The following is a 19,044-nucleotide window of genomic DNA, read 5'->3' as shown; positions in this document are numbered from 1 at the left end:
CTTAACCGACGCTACCTTCAAGACTGATCTGCAGGAGTTTCTGGGCCTCGACCGCAAACTCCATGGGAAGCTCCTTGAGCACGTCCCGGCAGAAACCGTTCACGATCAGCCCCACGGCATCTTCCTCCGACAGGCCGCGCTGGCGGCAGTAAAAAAGCTGGTCTTCTGATATTTTGGATGTGGTGGCCTCATGTTCAACACGGGCCGCCATGTTACGGCATTCGATATACGGCACGGTATGGGCGCCACACCGGTCCCCTATCAGCAGGCTGTCGCACTGGGTGAAATTACGGGCACCAGAGGCCTTGGGCTGCACGCGCACCAGACCGCGATACGTGCTGTCTGAACGCCCGGCACTGATGGTCTTGGCAATAATGGTCGAGCGCGTGTTGCGGCCCAGATGGATCATCTTGGTGCCGGTATCAGCCTGCTGGCAGTTATTGGTAACCGCCACAGAGTAGAATTCCCCCACCGAGCCTTCACCCTGAAGGATGCAGGAAGGATATTTCCACGTAATGGCCGAGCCCGTCTCAACCTGTGTCCAGGAAATCTTGGAGCGGGCACCACGGCACGCACCACGCTTGGTGACGAAATTGTAAATCCCGCCCCGGCCTTCCTCATCCCCCGGATACCAGTTCTGAACGGTGGAATACTTGATGGACGCATCATCCATCGCCACCAGTTCGACCACCGCGGCATGGAGCTGGTTTTCATCACGCATGGGGCCGTGCAGCCTTCCAGATAGGAAACCGAAGCCCCCTCTTCCACCACGATCAGCGTGCGTTCGAACTGCCCCGTGTTGCGGGCATTGATACGGAAATAGGTGGACAGTTCCATAGGGCAACGCACCCCTTTGGGCACGTAAACAAAGGAACCATCGGTAAACACAGCCGAATTAAGGGCTGCAAAGAAATTATCGCCCGTTGGCACTACGCTACCAAGGTAACGCCGCACCAGATCGGGGTGTTCACGCACCGCCTCTGAAATAGGGCAGAAAATCACCCCCGCTTCCGCCAGTGTCTTACGGAAGGTGGTGGCAACGGAAACGCTGTCAAACACCGCGTCCACCGCAACCGGCAGGCGCTCACCCTCAGCCGGTTCCACCCCGGCCAGCAGGGCTTGCTCATGCAGGGGGATACCCAGCTTCTCGTAAGTTTTGAGCAGGGCCGGATCGACCTCTTCAAGCGACTTCGGGCCCGGCTTGCGGCGTGGAGCCGCATAGTAATGGAGGTCCTGATAGTCGATAGGCGGATAAGAGACCTTCGCCCATCGGGGGTCTTCCATCGCCTGCCATGTACGGAAGGCGGTCAGACGCCATTCCAGCATCCACTCGGCTCTTCCTTGCGGCTGGAAATCAGACGGATAATGTCTTCATTCAGCCCCTTGGGAGCCAGATCCATCTCGATATCGGTTTCAAAGCCCCACTTGTACGTGGACTGTCCGAGTTTCTCGACGGCTTCTCTTGTCTCTGTCACTGCCGGCATGGATCAGGCCCCTTCACGTATCTCTGGGCTGGCGAGCGTGCCACCAGCGTGCATTTCCTCGGGCTTTTTTGTCAGAAACTGGGCTGAGGCCCGCGCCGTGCGGTTCATGCGCATATCTTCAAGTGATATGCTTTCCAGTGTCGCACGGATGGCCTGATTGATCGTATCCCAGCTTCCGCACAGCCCGCAGGTTACGCCGTTATCGCAGCCGCCACCATCAACACAGGCTGTCAGGGCAATGCGCCCATCCACGGTTGTTATCACGCTGGCTACGGATATCTCGGCCAGAGGGCGTGCAAGGCGGTAGCCCCCTTTTGCCCCCCGCTGGGACAGCACGAAACCATGCGTGGACAGCAGTTTAAGCACCTTGGCCACAGTTGGTTCCGGCACCCCGGTATCGGCTGCGAGAGAAGGCGAGGTCACGACCCCTTCCTGCTCTCCCAGTCTAACCAGGATCACGATTGCATAGTCTGCCAGCCGGGAAAGTTTCAGCATTGTCTGGCCTTCACCCAATTAAAGACCTGTGCGGTCCTGTTTCGGATACATGGAGCTTGCCGCCCCCCCGTCAACCCGAATCTACACACCCGGGCCGTCCCACGCATTCGTGACACGCGCCCAATACCGGCCCTGTGGCAGGACTGCCGCACTGCTTCATGCGTCAACAGATACGCAAACAGTGCATATTGGGCTGAGCTGCCATGTGTTCCGCGCAGGAAACCAGCCTGCTACTGGGCGTTAAGGCCGAATGTCAGGCGCAGAACCGCAAACAGCAGCGCCCCCACACCAAACCCGACCAGCGTACCATTAAAGCGGATAAACTGAAGGTCCTTGCCCACGCGCAGTTCCAGCTTGTCGGCCATTTCAACCGCGTTCCAGCCAGACACCACCCGCGCGATGAATTCTACCATCCGCTCACGAATGAACGGCAGCATCCGCAATGTGGTGCGGTTCACGTTATCCATGATCCGGCGGCGCAGCACGTCATCATCCCGCGCCTGAGAGGCCAGACGCTCCAGCCCTTCGCGCACCAATGTCGCCACGCGGCCTTCCGGGTCTTCCACATCGGCTTCCACCATGCGGCGGAACTTCTGCCAGATATCGCCCCACCACCCCACAACACTCTCATGGGAAAGAACGCCGGTCACAGCCTGCGTAAATTCGCTTCCATGTTCGGGGTCTGTTTCTATCCGGTCGATCTGGGCGCGCACCCAGGCAGTGAACCCTTCCCGCAGGCTGGAGTTTTCAGGATCGATTCGATCCAACTCCTTGCCCGCTGCAAGCAGAACCTTGGTAGCAATGGACCCGCCGATAGCCCAGCCGAGAAAACGCCCGCCCTGCTCACGCACCCGATCCTCGATCATGGCGCGCAAAGCGCTTTCCTTGGCCTGCAAACCGTCCTTGATCTGACCAAGCAGGTAGGAGAGCACCTCCTGATGCCGGTCGTCATCCACAAGACTCCGCAAGGCCTTGGCGATTACGGGGGCCAGATCGCTCCCCCCGAGCAGGCGCGGCATCACGCGCGAAAGCGCATTGCTGGCCCGCCCGTCCTCCAGCCTGTCGAGAATTTGCGGCGCAGAGCGCACGACCCCCCGCACAACGGCGTCCTGCGTTGCGGGGTCTTCCAGCGCGTCAGCCAGAAACGCGGGCACATCCACCTGTGCCAGTACCCGCTCCACTTCTTTTTCAGTAAAAACCTGCCCGGCTACAAACCGCCCCAGCGCCCGGCCGAGCCGGTCCTTCTGGCTGGCAGGATAGCGGTATGGGGAATGGGCAAGCCCATCGGGCGGCGGAATAGCGCCACCACGGCAAACCAGTCCGCAATTCCGCCTACAACCCCGGCCCGCGCGCCTGCGCGAAACATTTCCAGCCAGAAGCCATCACGCACCCACCCAAGGGCCGGAGCCGCATAACCCGCTATGGTCAGCCCGCCCATACCTGCGAGCAGCCCGGTCGCGGCCAGCTTGTAACGTCGCAATGTCTGGCGGGCGGCCAGATCAGCATCGCTGTTCCCATGCACTGTCATGGCATGGTGGATAGCACCATGGCCGTCTTATCCCAAGTCACACGACAAAAACGCCCTGTAATCGGGCGGCATATGCGGTGCTCCACGGCAACAGGGCTTTTATTTTGTTGGGCCTCTGGCCTCACGTCTCAGTCAGGCTGTTGCGCCAACGGGACAGACGTGAAAAAAATCACACTCACTTTTGTGCAAGAGTATCAGTCTCTTCGGCACGGCCCCATCAAGGACAAGACGTCGCCATGCTCCCTGACCTTTCCTCCCTTCCTCCTCGTCTGGGCGCCATTCTGGGCAGCATGACCGAACCCTCGGAGCCCTCGGGCATGGGCACCGTGGCCGAAGGCACAAACCCCGTAATGGCGACGGCGCTCCGGCTGGGCGAATCCCTCGACCGCGGCGAACTGACCTACGATGACATCAAAACCCTGATCCGCACCCTGCGTGACGACGCCTTTGTCAGCCGCGCCCGCCGCCTACACCGCTATGTTGGGGGAGCGACGCTGGATGCTTCGCGCAAGAAGCTCAAGGCCGTTGCGGCTCAGGTGCTGGAAAACCTGCCTGAACACAGCTTTTCGGCCTATAGCAGCGCCACGGACACCATCCGTTTTGCCGCTGTCTTTACCGCACACCCGACCTTTGCGCTGAGCAATCCGGTTTATGCGGCACTGGCCCAATGTGCCTCAACCGAGATGCCCCCTGAAAAAGCACCGTTCTTTGAAACCCACCGGCGCACCGCACCGCCAACGCTGGAAGAGGAATTCACCCTCGCAGCACAGGCCATTACCCGCGCGCGTGACGCCATAGACCTGCTCTGCGCCGCTCTATTGGAAACCGCTGAGGCCAACTGGCCTGAACAATGGCGCAGCCTTGTGCCCTGTCCGGTTATCGCCACAAGCTGGGTCGGTTACGACACGGATGGGCGCACGGATATCGGCTGGTGGGACACTCTGCGCCTGCGCCTGCGCATGAAACTGTTCCAGCTTATGCGCCTTGAGCAGCAGATCGCCCATGAAGGCGTTCTAGCACCCGAACTGAGCGAACGGCTGCAAAACGCCATTGCCTGTGTGAAGGAGCAGATCAGCGCCGCCCCCACCAGCCCGAGCGATACACAGGCTGTAGCACATTTTGCCCGCCTGATGGTGCAGGGCCGTGAGCGCGCGCTGTGCAACGCCTCCGAGTTGGCGAAACTGCTCCAGCATGCCATTGATTCCGCACCGCCTTCCGCCCGGCTGCCGCTGGCGGTGGCGCGCGCAGGCTTCCTCTCGCACGGGCTGGGGCTGGCCCATACGCATGTCCGCCTCAACTCGGTGCAGGTGCATAATTTCGTCCGCCAGAAGCTGAACATGCTGGATGATCCGAGCAACCCGGCCCATCGCCGTGCGCTGCTCAACCGGGTAAACGAAGCACTCGATACGGTCGAACCCGTGCCGGTCGATTTCGGCGCACTTCTCAACGATCCCTCGACAGCCGGGCGGTTGATGATGACCATCGCCCAAATCACCAAATATGTGGATACGCAAACCCCGGTACGCTTCCTGATCGCGGAAACCGAAACCGGCTACACCCTGCTATCCGCCCTCTGGGCCGCCACCTATTTTGGCGTAGCCGACAAGATCGAAATTTCTCCGCTGTTCGAAACGGAAGAAGCCCTCGTCAATGGCGATCATATTGTGGAAGAAGCCCTGCGCTCTCCCGCATGGCGCGATTACGTGCGGCGTATGGGGCGTATCTGCTTCCAGTTCGGTTATTCCGATTCAGGCCGCTATATCGGCCAGCTTGCGGCCTCCTACCAGATTGAGCGCCTGCGCCTGCGCATTTACGATCTGCTGGCCCGCTGGAAACTAACCGACGTTACTGTGGTGTTTTTCGACACGCATGGCGAAAGCATCGGCCGCGGTGCGCATCCTTTCCGCATGTCCGACCGTCTGGCCTATCTGTCTCCGGCCCATGTGCGCGCGCGCTTCCAGTCCAGCGGCCTTGCTTACCGCGAGGAAGCCGCCTTTCAGGGCGGGGATGGCTATGCCCTGTTCGGCACGCCGGAACTGGCCTGTGCAACACTCGCGACCATTGCCGAAAACATCTACATGCCGTTCGGGCAGGATGAAGACCCCATTTACGACCACCCTGACTTTTCGGCAGATTTCTTCTCGAGCGTTATCGAGGACATGACCGGACTGGTGGAAGATCCGGGCTATGCCGCATTGCTCGGGGCATTTGGTCCTTCCCTGATCGACCGCTCGGGCTCACGCCCCCCGGCACGGCAGAGCAGCGAGTCCGCCACGCGCACGCGCATTACCCACCCCAGCCAGCTCCGGGCTATTCTCAACAATGCCATTCTCCAACAACTCGGCTGGTGCGCCAACACGTTACAGGGCCTTGGAGCCGCTGCCCGCCGCCACCCCGAAACCTTTGAAACGCTGAACACCTCCAGCCCGCGCTTTCATCGTGCGCTCGATTTTGCCCGGCATGCGCTGGCCTGTTCGGATGACAAGGTGCTGAAAAGCGTCGTGTGCCTGCTCGACCCCGGCTTCTGGCTTGATCGCGCTACCGAGGAGCAGGATGGCAAGCGGCGGGGCTTTTTCCTGACCATCATGCGGGATCTGGAAAAGCTCAACCTGTCTGCCGAACTCCAGACCCTGTTCCGCCGTATTCAGGCCGACCATCTGGCCCTGCGTGAAGCCTGGCAGCACGCCCCCCGCACCGAACCGCGCATTCGCCTACTGCATGCCATCCGCATCATGCTGATCGAACGCATCTGGCTTCTGGCCTGCCGCATTCCTTTCTTTATGCCACGTGGCGGCTTCAGCCATGATGCGATGATGCAGCAGATCCTATGCCTTGATATCCCCAGCGTGCTGCAGAACATGCACCACATTTTCCCTACGGGCTCCGGCCCTTCCGACCTTGATTTCCATGAACCGCGAGGCCCGCGTGAGGAAGGAATCTATGTCCGTGAACACCGTGATATCTTCGCGCCCATGGAGCAAATTTTCCAGCTTATCCGCGAAATCAGCGTCGCGCTGATGCACGATATTGGGGCGTTTGGCTAACCCTTCCCCTCCCAATTCCGCTCACAAAAAGGGCCACGCTGTTTCGCAGCGTGGCCTTTTGCTTTTCTGGCCTTCGGTAGCGGAGCTTGCCATGAGCTTCCACAGCCCCGCCCGAGCACCCCACAAAAAGAAAAGGCCGCCTCCCTTGTAGGGAGACGGCCCTGTTCTACTGCCTTACGGCGCAGCGTGAAATCAGCGGGACTGAGCCATGATTTCATCAGCCACGTTGCGCGGCACGGGGTCGTAGTGATGGAACTGCATCGTGAAGGATGCACGACCCTTGGTCATGGAACGCAGCTGGGAAATGTAGCCGAACATTTCCTTCAGCGGCACGAACGCACGCACCATAACCGTGGAACCAGCCGTTTCCTGATTCTGGATCATGCCACGACGACGGTTGAGGTCACCCACCACGTCACCGACGTGATCGTTCGGGGTGGTGATTTCCACATCCATGATCGGTTCGAGAATGACCGGGCCGGCCTTCTTCATGCCTTCGCGGAAGCAGGCCTTGGCGGCGATTTCGAACGCCAGAGCGGACGAGTCAACGTCATGGTACTTACCGTCGAGCAGCGTGAACTTGAAGTCCACAGTCGGGAAGCCAGCCAGAACACCCGTGGAAGACTGGACGCGAATGCCCTTTTCCACCGCCGGGATGTATTCCTTCGGCACCGTGCCGCCAACAACCTTGTTTTCGAACAGGATACCGTCGTTCCGTTCAAGCGGCTGGAACTCGATCTTCACTTCAGCGAACTGACCCGACCCACCGGACTGCTTCTTGTGGGTGTAGGTTTCCGTGTGAGCCTGCGAAATGGTTTCGCGGTATGCCACCTGCGGCGCACCCACATTGGCTTCCACACCGTATTCACGGCGCAGACGGTCAATGATGATGTCCAGATGCAGCTCGCCCATGCCGGACAGGATGATCTGACCGGTTTCCTGATCGGTCTTGAGCTGCAGAGAGGGATCTTCACCCGCGAGCTTCTGCAGGGCGAGGGTCATCTTTTCGACCGCGTCCTTGGTCTTCGGCTCAACGGAGATGTCGATCACCGGCACAGGGAAGGACATACGTTCCAGCACAACCGGATCGGCGGCATCGGCCAGCGTGTCACCCGTCTGGCTGTCCTTCAGGCCCACGAATGCAGCGATATCACCCGCATGCACTTCGCTCAGTTCTTCGCGCTTGTCGGCGTGCATCTGGTAGATACGGCCGATACGCTCCTTGTGACCCTTGGTGGTGTTCAGCACCGTGTCGCCAGTCTTGAGCACGCCACGATAGACGCGCACGAAGGTCAGCGTGCCGTATTTGTCGTTGATGATCTTGAACGCCAGACCGGCGAACTTGCCATCGGGATCGACAGGAATGATCGGCTGGTTGTTTTCGTCGGCCTCTTCGCCTTCGGGCGGAGCGCAACGGATACCGGCCACGTCGTTAGGAGCGGGCAGGTAGTCGATGATGGCGTCGAGCAGGGGCTGCACGCCCTTGTTCTTGAAGGCCGTGCCGCACAGAACGGGACGGAACTCACCGGAGATGGCGCCCTTCTTGATGCAGCGCTTGAGTGTCTCTATGGAGACATCGCCGTTCTCGAAGTATTCTTCCATCGCCTTTTCGTCGACCGCCAGAGCGGTGTCGAGCAGGTTCTGGCGGGCTTCGGCTGCCTTTTCCTTCAGGTCGGCCGGAATTTCCTCATCGTGGAACTTCGCGCCCAGTTCACCGCCTTCCCAGACGATGGCCTTCATTTCAACCAGATCGACAACGCCCAGGAACTGATCTTCAGCACCGATGGGAAGCTGCAGCGGAATCGCTACGATATCGAGCTTTTCCTTCAGCGTATCGAATGCGCGATAGAAATCGGCACCGGTACGATCGAGCTTGTTGATGAAGATGATGCGCGGCACGTTATAACGGTCAGCCAGACGCCAGTTGGTTTCGGACTGGGGCTGCACGCCCGCAACGCCTTCGATGATGAACACAGCACCATCGAGCACGCGCAGGGAGCGGTTCACTTCGATGTTGAAGTCGATGTGTCCGGGCGTATCGATGATGTTGATGCGGTGATCGTTCCAGTCACAGGTCACGGCGGCGGAGGTGATGGTGATACCACGCTCACGTTCCTGGGCCATGTAGTCCGTGGTGGTGTTGCCTTCGTGCACTTCACCGATTTTGTGAGACACGCCGGTGTAATACAGAATGCGCTCGGTCGTGGTGGTCTTACCGGCGTCGATATGCGCGGTAATGCCGATATTGCGGATCTTGGACAGATCTGTTGTGGCGGACACGAAAACCTCCAGAAAACAGGCGAGGCGCGACGGGAGAGCCCCTTCGCGCCTGTGGCCGCCGAACACCGCGGATATCGCCCTCAGGTCAAGCCTTCAGGCATTCCGGCTGACGGACACCGGCCGAGAAACATGAAAACACCTGGCATGAAACCAGATACTTAACCGCACGGGCCGGACGCGCCCCACATGGAGACACAGCCCGGCCCGAACACGGCAGAACCTCTGAAATCAGGCGCTAACAGCAGCCTGCTTCTTGGCCTGAGCACGCTGCAGACGGCGCTTGATCACGAGCGCTTCGGTCGGGAGCTTGCGGTTGGCCGTACCCAGCAGGAAGGCATCAAGCCCGCCATTGTGCTCAATGGTACGCAGGCCACGTGCCGTCACGCGCATACGCACGGAAGAACCGAGCGTTTCGGACATGAGGGAGGCTTCCTGCAGGTTGGGCAGAAAGCGGCGGCGGGTCTTGTTGTTGGCATGACTGACGTTGTTTCCGGTCAGCACGCCCTTGCCGGTGATCTGGCAACGACGGGACATTGTCTCATCCTTGTCTTAACAAAAATAGTAGGAACAGAGGGCCGAGACAGAACCCGGCAACCACATTCGGGATTGGCGCGGCTTATGACTTAGCCAACGCTTCCAGTCAAGGGTTTACCTCAGGCTTTCTCGCTTTCATGGCCATCTTCCGCCTTTACGGAAGCATGGACATCACCCGAGCGCACGCTGCTGGCCGCAGAGTCGAGGATACGCAGGATAGTGTCCTTGTCCGCGCTGCGGGCCAGAACCCCCAGCGCGCCACCCAGCAGAGCCGAGGCCACGGCCAGCGGCGGGTATTTTTCCTGCCGCAGATGGTCGATGGCATGCTCGATCACCATGCGCAACGCGCCAGATCTTCAGGAACATCCGCCTGATGCGCAGGCGCTTCCGTATCCTGAGATGAAGTATCCGCCATGTTCTTTCACTCCTCTACCCCCACCCGGATTCGGGGCGGGGTTCTTCTTTCAGCCTTCCGCGGCGGCTTCGCCTGCTGGGCAACCCACATGCCTGCGTAGCGCCCCTGAGCGGCCAGCAGCGCCTCATGCGTGCCCCGCTCAACCACAAGCCCATGCTCCATAACCAGAATTTCATCCGCATCCACAATTGTGGATAGTCGGTGGGCAATGACAAGCGTGGTGCGGCGGGCCGAAACGGTTTTCAGGGCAGCCTGAATTTCCTGCTCGGTATGTGTGTCCAACGCGCTTGTGGCCTCGTCAAGCACAAGAACGCGTGGGTCTTTCAAAATCGTCCGGGCAATGGCGACGCGCTGCTTTTCCCCACCGGACAGCTTGAGCCCGCGCTCACCCACCTGCGTGGCATAGCCTTCTGGCAGGGAGAGAATGAAATCATGAATCTGCGCGAGCCGCGCGGCCTGCTCAACCTCATCCTGTGTGGCGCCCAGACGGCCATAGGCAATGTTGTAGCCTATGGTGTCGTTGAACAGCACCGTATCCTGCGGCACCACACCTATGGCGGCTCTCAGGTCGGCCTGACGGTAATCGCGCACATCGTGTCCATCAACCCGCACACTACCTGCAGCCACATCGTAAAAGCGGAACAGCAGACGGCTGATGGTGGATTTACCCGCCCCCGTTGTGCCTACAATCGCCACCTTGCTACCGGGTGCCGCTACAAAACTGACCCCGTGCAGGATTTCACGCTCAGGCCGGTAGCCGAAGCGCACATCTCGGAACTCGACCTCCGCCGGTCCTGCCTCTGACAGGCGCGTGGCCATGGAGCATGGCTGCGCGGGATCCGCCACCTCTATGCTTTCGTCCACCAGCCCCATCATGTGCTCCAGATCGACCAGCGCCGTGCGGATACCTGAATAGACCGACCCCAGAAAATTCAGCGGTCCATAAAGCTGGAGCAGGTAGGTATTGAGCATGACAAACTCGCCCACCGTAATGTGCCCACTCTGCACATCCCGCCCGCCTAGCAGCATGATGGCGGCCAGAGAAATAGCCACGATAGCCGCCTGCCCGAAGTTGAGCAGGCCAAGCGAATACTGCGTTGTCAGCGCGGCTTTCTCATAGCGCGCCTGTGCGCTGTCATAGCGCTTGGCTTCATGCAGCTCATTGCCGAAATATTTGACGGTCTCGTAATTGAGCAGGCTGTCCATCGCCTTGCCCGTGGCTTCGCTGTTGGTTTCGTTCATCTTGCGCCGCACACCCAGACGCCACGTTGTAAAGCGCACCGTAAACAGGATGTAGGCAACAATCATGCCCGCCACCAGCACCACATACCACCCGCTGAACAGATGCCCGATAACCGCCAGCACCAGAACCGACTGCAAGATGGTGGGGGAGATGGACATGAGCATGCGCAGCAATGTCTCCACCGCCTCGGTACCGCGCTCTATGGCGCGGGTAACGACACCTGTCCGCCGGTCCAGATGGAACCGCAGTGACAGGTCGTGCATGTGCTGGAAGCTGCGATACGCCGCCTGCCGCGCTACCCGAAAGCGCACAGGCGCGAACAAGGCATCGCGCAGGTTGGTCAGGGCCGCGGATATGAGCCTGACAAGGCCATAGCCAATTATCAGCGCAGCCGGCGCCATGGCCAGACTGGATGGATGCACGAAGCGGTCAACCACCCGGCTGTAAACCAGTGGCACGCATAACGTGACAAGCTCACCCGCCAGCATGACCAGCAGCACAAGCACCACCCGCCCGCGCAGCGCCAGATCACCTCTGGGCCACAGATAGGGCAGAAGACGGGCATAAGTAAGGGAAACGGGTTTCTGAAGCGGCCCGGACACCGCACGACGCGAACGAGACATTCTGTGGATGTGACACGCCAGCGCTTTTTTGCAAGCCCCCAAAGCCTTGCCACATCGGCAATCACACCGGATAACAGATTTTTTCAGCACCCTGTACGCTGCTCCGGCGCACCACCCTGCCTATCCGCCACACCCGGCTACCATGCGGGACAACAGGATTTTTCATGCTTTCCAATCCCTCTCCCTTTTTAAGACATCTGCAGCAGTGCAACACGGCCAACCCTGCGGCCACACGCGCACCATTCCGCCTTGCGGGGGTTGCCGCCGGGTGGATCACCCCTGCCCTGTTCAGCCGCCTGACACAGGCGGGCCTTGGCTCCGCGGCCGATGGGTTCAACCTGCCCGACCCGGCAGCTCTCGAACAATTGGGCGAGCAGCTTGCCGCCGAGGGTTTTTATACCTCGCATCATGAGCTGTTCGATGTCGCAACCGATGTGGACTGCCCCGCCATTGCCCGCATAGACCGTGGTGCCCTGCCGCTTTTCGGTCTGGTGGCCGCTGGTGTGCATATGAACGGTCTGGTGCGCACGGACTCAGGCCTGCATCTGTGGACAGGGCGGCGCGCCGCCAACAAGCGGCTGGACCCGGCCAAGCTGGATCATCTGGTTGCTGGGGGTATTCCCGCCGGACACACACCGGATGAAGCCCTGACCAAGGAAGCCGCCGAGGAGGCCAGCATAGCCCCAGCGCTGATCGACAACGCAGAAAGGACAGGACGGATCGTTTACGCACTGGACAGGCCCGAAGGCCTGCGGCGTGACGTGCTCTATTGCTATGACCTGTATCTGCCGACCGATTTCACCCCTGTCGCCGCTGATGGCGAGGTGGAATCCTTCACCCTGATGCCGATCGAGGAAGCCTGCGCATCGTGCGGGATACGGATGAATTCAAGTTCAACGTCAATCTGGTGCTGATCGACCTGTTCCTGCGCCACGGGCTGATTGACCCCGCCAGCAGCGAGGGCAAACAGCTACGTGCGGGGCTGAACCATGGCCTGTCCAGCGCCAGCCCGGGCCACAAGGCGCGAACTGAGGCGTGACAGTCAGGCGGAGTAGCGCGCCGCCGCCTGCGCCGAGGCTTCGGCCTCGGCTTCTTTCAGTCCGGCGAGCAGACGCTCGCGGATTTCCTCAAGCCGCTTCTTGTCCGTGATCTTGAGGCCAAACAGATCCTTGACGTAGAACACGTCCACAGCCCGCACCCCGTAGGTGGTAATATGAGCTGAGGCAATCTGCAGGTTTTCCTTGTTCATGGCCTCTGTCACATCATGCAGCAGGCCGGGCCGGTCGCGTCCGTTCACCTCGATAACCGTGTAGGTGTTAGACGCACCGTTATCCACCACCACACGCGGCGGCACATGAATGGCGCGCATACGCAATGGCATGTGACCAAAGCCCGCACGGGAAATTTCCGCCTCGATATCCAACTCCCCGCTCAGGCCCTGATGGATCAGTGCAGACAGGCGCGCCAGACGATGCGCCTCCTCATAGGCCTGCCCGGAGGTATCCTGAATCCAGAACGTATCAAGCGCCATGCCATGCGTCATGGTATGGATGCGCGCATCGACAATCGATGCCCCGGCAAGGCCAGTGCTCCGGCAATTTTGGAAAACAGGCCCGGCACGTCCACGGTATAGACAGTCACTTCCGTCACGCCGCGTGCGGGCAAGGGCAGCACGTCCACCGTCAGCGGGGCATCGGCAGCATCGGCCTCGCGCACAAGACGGGCATGACGGCGGTGCGTCTCATAATCGAACGACAGCCAGTACCCCGCGTAACCGAGCCCCAGAAAGCGGTCGATCTCCTGACGGGAAAGACCGTCTTCGGTCAGCACTTCCGACGCAATATCCTTGGCGTGGCGCACGCGCACATCGCGCTCGGTGGTAGACAGACCGCCCGCCAGCACTTCGGCCACACGCACATAAAGCTCACGCAGCAGGGTGGCTTTCCATGCGTTCCACACCTTGCTGCTGACCGCACGCATATCCACGATAGTCAGCAGCAGCAGCAGGCGCAGGCGCTCGGGCGACTGCACGATATCGGCTACGTCCAGAATGGTCTTGGGGTCATCTATATCACGCTGGAACGCTGTATGGCTGAGCAGCAGATGGTGCAGAACCAGCCATGAAACCGTCTCGGTTTCCTCGCCCGACATACCCAGACGCGGGCAGAGATCAGCCGCGATTTCCGCCCCGATTTCCGAATGGTCGCCACCGCGCCCCTTGGCTACGTCATGCAGCAGCACCGACATGTAAAGCGCCCGGCGTGAATGCAGGCCCTTGACCAGTTCATAGGCGATGGGAATTTCATCCGCCATGCGCCCGGCCACGACTTCATCCATGATGCGCACAGCTTCGATCGTGTGCTCATCCACCGTAAAGACATGGTAGGTATCAAACTGCATCTGCCCGACAATACGCGCCCAATCAGGGATCAGGCGCCCGAAAATGCCGGTTTCATTGAGAATATGCAGCCAGTGCGAATGACCCGAAGGCGGATGATTACCGTAGGAGACGGCATAACCCGGCTCTTCTGCAGGGGCTGGCGCAGGCAGGATAGAACCCAGCAGGCGGCGGCGGGGGCGCGGCGGCTCTTCTGTTGGGATATCACCACACAGGAGGTCGAGAAATATCCGCGCGGCCTCGGGGTCGTCACGCAGGGTTGTGGCCCGGCGCTCCCAGCGGATCAGTTCATGCCGGGCCAGAGGGTGCAGAGCCCGGCGGCGCAGGCGCGCCCAGTCCAGAATCTGCATCATCTTGATGGGTTCGCGGTCGAACGACACGCCCCGGTCAGGCAGAATCTGCCCATCGAGCAGCGTAAACCCGGCCTCACGCATGGCCTCGTCAGGCTTGGCGGCATGCGCCACCGGCCCTGTGCCTGCCGCAGCACGGCAGGCTCCAGCACATGGGTCAGGCGCATGACTTCACGCGCGGTCAGGAAGTAGTGGCGCATGAAGCGCTCGACACCATTCTGGCGGCCGTGGCGTGTATAGCCCATGCGCGCGCCGATAACGGGCTGGGTGTCAAAGGTCAGACGCTCTTCCGCCCGGCCCGCCACGTAGTGCAGATGCAGCCGCACGGTCCACAGGAAATCCCATGAACGGCGTGCGCGCGCTGCTTCCTGCTCCGTCAGCAGGCCCATCCAGATAAATTCGGGGGCTAGCAGGTCCTTGACGTGGCGCGTGCCAAACGTGTTGCGGCACATCCAGTACAGGGTCTGCAGATCCCGCAGACCGCCACGCCCTTCCTTGATATTGGGCTCGACCAGATACGGGCTGTCGCCAAAACGGCGGTGCCGCTCCAGCCGCTCGCGCCGCTTGTCCTGAATGAATCCACCCACGCCGGCTTCCACACAGGCAAGAATGTAGCGGGCCTCGAACATGGCAAACAGCGCCGTATCACCCGCCAGCAGGCGGGCATCCAGCAGGGCTGTACGCACGGTGGTATCGGCGGCGGCTCGGTAATACACTCATTGACCGTGCGGGTGGCGTGCCCGACTTTCACCCCGAGATCCCACAGGAAATACAGAACGTATTCGATCAGCGGGTGCACCCGCTCACCGGCATCGTCCGCAATCAGGAACAGCAGATCAATATCGCTGAACGGCGCCAGCAGGCCGCGCCCGTAGCCGCCAGTAGCCGCCATGGAAAAGCCCGTAAGCCCACCCACAGGCATGGCCATATTATCCGGCCCCACCATCTCGGTCGCGCGCATGGCAAGGTCCACGATGGCGCGCAGCATCACATCCGTGAAGGACGCGATCATTTTGGCGGCTGCCGCACCTTTGAGCTCGTAGCGCTCGAAACGGTTGCGGATGTCGGCCTGATAGCGGCCCAGATAACGGCGAAAAATCGCCACGGCCTCTTCCCGCTCGGGAATGACCGCTTCTTCACGTGCGGCGTCTCTGAGCTCACGGGTCAGGCACGCGGCAAGGGCTTCTGGCGTCAAGGCCGCCAGTACGGCCATGTCAGGCTGCTGCCCAGAGGCAGCGTGTGCGGAAGAAGTGGACATCGGGCTTCGGGTTCGGATCCTGTAGGGGTCTAGAAACTGTCTGTTTCGGGGCTGGGCTGTCCATGGCCGACCATGGCCTGAAACTTACGTCCGCTCGGCTTCCTTGCGCAGGGCATACACAAGCTCCAGAGCATCGCGCGGGGTCAGGCTATCAGGGTCGGTTTCCATTAATCGTTTTCTTAACGTATTTTCCGGCGGAGGGGGTAATGTCTTCTGCGTGTCGAAAAGGGGAAGCGGCTCAGGTATTGTATTTTCAGCACGCTCCAACTCCTTGAGCAACCGCGCAGCCCGCTCCACAACCGGCACAGGCACCCCGGCCAGCCGCGCTACATGCACACCCCAGCTTTTTTTGGCGGTGCCTGCCAGAACTTCATGCAGGAACACGATCTGCCCACGCCATTCGCGCACGCCCATGGTGTGCAGGCTCAGGCGAGGCAGGGTATCGACCAGCCGCGCCAGTTCATGGAAATGCGTTGCAAAAATGGTCCGGCACCGCACGCTCGAATGCAGCGCCTCCAGCACGCCCCATGCAATGGCCAGCCCGTCCAGCGTTGCTGTGCCCCGGCCAATTTCATCCACCACCACCAAAGAACGTGGCCCGGCCTGATTGAGAATGGCGGCTGTTTCGGTCATTTCCACCATAAAGGTCGAACGGCCCCGCGCCAGATCATCCGATGCCCCTACGCGCGAGAAAAGCTGATCCACCACCCCGAGCTTGGCCCGTTCCGCTGCAACCGGAAAACCCGCCTGCGCCAGAATGACCGCCAGAGCCGTCTGCCGCAGAAAGGTGGATTTACCCGCCATATTGGGGCCTGTCAGCAGCATCACGCGCTGTTCGGGCGGCAGGCGACAGTCATTGGGTGTAAACCGCGTGCCCGCAGACAGGGCAGCCTCCACCACCGGGTGGCGGCAGCCTTCGAGAACAAAGGCCGTATCTTCCGTTACATGCGGGGTGCACCAGGCACCGCCCGCCGCCAGAGTTGCGCAGGACTGGAACACATCCAGCTCCGCCAGCGCCTGAGCCAGAGGCGGCAGGTCCGCCTCTGCCAGAACAGCCTCCACCAGAGCGCCAAACACGGCGCGCTCCCGGCGGGCAGCCTGCTCCGCCGCCTCGGTTATCCGTGTATTGAGGCTGGCCAGTTCCTCCGTCACAAAACGCGCATTGCTGGCCGTGCCCTGCCGCAGAACCAGTTCGGCCCGGTCCTTTAGGCGTGCGCTGGCGGCCACCGGCACTTCCATGACGTAACCAAGCTGCGCGTGATGGCGTATCTTGAGAGTCGTAACACCATAACGGGCGGCGTATTCGGCCTGCATGGCGGCAATCAGGCGGCGCGAATCATCACGCAGGGCACGGTGCTCATCCAGTTCTGCATCGTAGCCCGGCGCAATCACCCCGCCATCATCCAGTCTGGCGGGCAGATTTTCTGCCAGCGCGCGGCCCAACTGCTGTTCCAGCCCAGTGGCCACACCCAGAAAAGCGCCGACACGCGTAAGCTCGTGCGGCAACGCTCCCACATCACGCAGGGCATTCTCCGCCTCGCGCGCGGCCTGAATGCCATCACGCATTGCCGCCAGATCACGCGGCTGCCCCCGCCCAACAGACAGGCGGCCCAGTGCGCGGGCAATATCGGGGGCTTTGCGCAGGGCTGCACGCAACCCTTCCCGGCTGACAGTCTGCTCGCGCAGCCAGCCCCATGCCTCCTGCCGCGCAGCAATACGGGCAGGCTGGGTTAAAGGAGCGGCCAGCCATTCCGCCAGCAGGCGCGCGCCCGCCGCACTAGCGGTGCGGTTAATAGCCGCAAACAGTGTATGATCCGTACCGCCGTCACGCGCGCGCAGCAGGTCGAGACTCGCACGGGTTGCCGGGTCTATGCCCAGAATACCGCTCTCATTCTGCGTGACCGGCCGTGCCAGACGCGGCAGACGCCCCGCCTGCGTGCGGCGCACATACTCAACCGCCATAGCGGCGGCGATGCTTTCCTCATCCGAAAACGTGCCGAATGCATCCATGCTGGCAACACCAAACGCCGCTGCCAGACGCTCGCGCGCTGTCTCCACCGAGGGCGGTGCCATATCCGGTGCACGGCGCTGGTAAAATCCGCCAGATCAAGCGTTGCGGGTGCGAGAATTTCCGCCGCATCCAGCCGCCCCAGCAGGGCAGGCAGCGCATTGGCACTCAGGCTGGCAGTTTCAAACACACCGGTGGAGACATCGATCCACGCCGCCCCCAGATTTTCGCCCTCCTTGGCCTTGCGCCCGCGCGCGGCCCCTCCGGCCAGCACCAGCAGCAGATTCGAGCGGCCGGGTTCAAGCAGTTCGTCCTCTGTCAGGGTGCCGGGCGTTACCAGCCGCACCACAGCACGCGCCAGCGGACCTTTGGAGGGACGCCCCTTGACGGGCGTTTCGGTCTGCTCGGCCACGGCCACACGAAAACCGCGCCGGATCAGCCGCGCGAGATAGGCCGGGGCAGCGGCCACAGGCACGCCGCACATGGAGATAGGCTCCCCCCCATGGGTGCCGCGGGCTGTCAGGGCGATATCAAGAGCTGAAGCCGCCGTAACGGCGTCATCAAAAAACAGTTCGTAAAAATCGCCCATGCGAAAAAACAGCAGGGCCTCTGGGTTTTCAGCCTTGAGCATGAACCACTGCGCCATAGCGGGCGTGGCTCCTTCGGGGGAAAGTCGTGTCATACCCGTATCATAGAAGAGCCGCCGCACGGGGCAACCGGCTTTGCGCTCCCTGCCCCGCATTATTCAGCCATACCCCAGCGCTTTTTTGCCCGAGCGGTAGGCGACCCATACCGCCCGGTCATTGCCGCAACGCGATCGGAAGGGGAAAATTCCGCCCTGCGGTCCATTCCGTCCGGGCGGCGGATGCTGTACCATGTATGGCATGAACACGGCCTATCTCGCGCTTGAGCGCCATTTCGCCCGTATTGCCTCCCTGCAGGACGCCATTGGACTGCTGGGGTGGGACAAGGAAGTCATGATGCCTTCGGGCGCGGCTGAGCGCCGGTCGGAAAATCTGGCCATGCTCGAAGGGCTGCGCCACGAAATCCTGACAGCCCCCATCATGGCGGACCTTCTGGATCAGGCCGAGGCTGATCAGCCTGCCAGTTCACCAGCAGGCGAGACGGACTGGCAGCGCGCCAACCTTGCCGCCATGCGCCGCCAGCACACTCGCGCCACGGTCCTGCCGCAGGATCTGGTGGAAGCCCACGCACAGGCCACCACACTATGCGAAATCGCCTGGCGTGATGCCCGCCAGAATAGCGACTTCAAGGCCCTACTCCCCGCACTGACGGAAGTGCTGAACCTGACCCGTGCCATAGCCAGCGCCACGGGCGAGGCCTGCGGCCTGAGCCCCTATGATGCGCTGCTCGATTCCTTCGA

Annotated in this window: 5 protein-coding genes and 7 pseudogenes; 3 read left to right on the top strand and 9 right to left on the bottom strand. The window is 61.2% G+C overall.

The window, feature by feature from the left end:
- Position 1: 1 nt before the first annotated feature.
- From sufB to JCM25143_RS16550, 3 genes and pseudogenes are all read right to left on the bottom strand, one after another.
- Positions 2–1,484: pseudogene (sufB, locus tag JCM25143_RS16555) on the bottom strand (Fe-S cluster assembly protein SufB).
- 3 nt (positions 1,485–1,487) lie between these two features.
- Positions 1,488–1,979, bottom strand: coding sequence for an SUF system Fe-S cluster assembly regulator (locus JCM25143_RS03535; protein WP_025860043.1), 492 nt, complete (start codon positions 1,977–1,979; stop codon positions 1,488–1,490).
- A 230-nt stretch (positions 1,980–2,209) separates the two neighbouring features.
- Positions 2,210–3,507, bottom strand: a pseudogene (locus JCM25143_RS16550) (DUF445 domain-containing protein).
- 236 nt (positions 3,508–3,743) lie between these two features.
- Between JCM25143_RS16550 and JCM25143_RS03525 the strand changes: the two are divergent.
- The gene (locus tag JCM25143_RS03525) at positions 3,744–6,551 is read left to right on the top strand and encodes a phosphoenolpyruvate carboxylase (protein WP_025860042.1); all 2,808 of its coding nucleotides are present in this window, start codon (positions 3,744–3,746) and stop codon (positions 6,549–6,551) included.
- A 192-nt stretch (positions 6,552–6,743) separates the two neighbouring features.
- On the opposite strand, the gene fusA is transcribed toward JCM25143_RS03525, so the two are convergent.
- The 4 genes and pseudogenes from fusA to JCM25143_RS03505 all read right to left on the bottom strand — a co-directional run bounded on the left by fusA (position 6,744) and on the right by JCM25143_RS03505 (position 11,646).
- Positions 6,744–8,831 (bottom strand): elongation factor G, encoded by a 2,088-nt coding sequence (fusA, locus tag JCM25143_RS03520; protein WP_025860041.1) that lies wholly within the window; start codon positions 8,829–8,831, stop codon positions 6,744–6,746.
- 228 nt (positions 8,832–9,059) lie between these two features.
- On the bottom strand, positions 9,060–9,365 hold the full coding sequence (gene rpmB / locus JCM25143_RS03515; RefSeq protein ID WP_025860040.1) for a 50S ribosomal protein L28: 306 nt from the start codon (positions 9,363–9,365) through the stop codon (positions 9,060–9,062).
- A gap of 119 nt (positions 9,366–9,484) precedes the next feature.
- Positions 9,485–9,780, bottom strand: a pseudogene (locus tag JCM25143_RS16545) (hypothetical protein).
- A gap of 6 nt (positions 9,781–9,786) precedes the next feature.
- Positions 9,787–11,646, bottom strand: coding sequence for an ABCB family ABC transporter ATP-binding protein/permease (locus JCM25143_RS03505; RefSeq protein WP_025860039.1), 1,860 nt, complete (start codon positions 11,644–11,646; stop codon positions 9,787–9,789).
- 164 nt (positions 11,647–11,810) lie between these two features.
- Here JCM25143_RS03505 and JCM25143_RS16540 point away from each other — a divergent pair.
- Positions 11,811–12,685: pseudogene (locus JCM25143_RS16540) on the top strand (NUDIX domain-containing protein).
- Between the two features lie 3 nt (positions 12,686–12,688).
- Here the strand turns inward: JCM25143_RS16540 and JCM25143_RS16535 are convergent.
- A pseudogene (locus JCM25143_RS16535) lies at positions 12,689–15,652 on the bottom strand ([protein-PII] uridylyltransferase).
- Between the two features lie 84 nt (positions 15,653–15,736).
- A pseudogene (gene mutS / locus JCM25143_RS16530) lies at positions 15,737–18,342 on the bottom strand (DNA mismatch repair protein MutS).
- Positions 18,343–18,535: 193 nt separating this feature from the next.
- Between mutS and JCM25143_RS16525 the strand changes: the two are divergent.
- Positions 18,536–19,044: pseudogene (locus JCM25143_RS16525) on the top strand (carboxypeptidase M32); the annotation flags it as partial.

This window comes from Acetobacter papayae JCM 25143 (assembly GCF_000613285.1).
GTDB classification, from domain to species: Bacteria; Pseudomonadota; Alphaproteobacteria; order Acetobacterales; family Acetobacteraceae; genus Acetobacter; species Acetobacter papayae.
The sequence above is the reverse complement of the archived record's forward strand: the minus strand, read 5'-3'. Positions and strand labels throughout refer to the sequence as shown.